This is a genomic window from Microtetraspora sp. AC03309, assembly GCF_020826795.1.
Lineage (GTDB): Bacteria > Actinomycetota > Actinomycetes > Streptosporangiales > Streptosporangiaceae > Microtetraspora > Microtetraspora glauca.
Window position 1 is genome coordinate 1 of record NZ_JADDIL010000460.1, and the last position, 489, is coordinate 489.

Here is a 489-nt window from a genome sequence, read left to right on the forward strand (position 1 = left end):
TGAACCAGGAGTTCGGCAAGATCGGCAAGAGCCTGAAGAACTCCGTCTCACCGGACGAGATCTGCGACGAGTACGGTGCGGACACCCTGCGGGTCTACGAGATGTCGATGGGGCCGCTGGAGGCGTCGCGGCCGTGGGCGACCAAGGATGTCGTCGGTGCGCACCGCTTCCTGCAGCGGGTGTGGCGCGTGGTGGTCGATGAGTCCACCGGGGCGACGTCGGTCAACGAGCACGAGGCCCTCGACGCCGACACCCTCAAGATCCTGCACCGCACGATCGCCGGCGTGACCGAAGACTATGCGGCACTTCGCAACAACACCGCGGCCGCCAAGCTGATCGAGTACACCAACCACCTCACCAAGGAGGGTGTCTCGGCCCGCGCCGCCATCGAGCCGCTGGTCCTCATGGTGGCCCCGTTGGCACCCCACCTGGCCGAGGAGTTGTGGAAGCGGCTGGGCCACGACACTTCGCTGGCGCACGGGCCGTTCC

1 protein-coding gene is annotated in these 489 nt (G+C 67.1%); it reads left to right on the forward strand.

Going from position 1 to position 489, the window contains the following annotated elements:
• A partial coding sequence (locus IMZ11_RS43850) for a class I tRNA ligase family protein (protein WP_228649644.1) occupies window positions 1-489 on the forward strand: 489 nt, incomplete at both ends.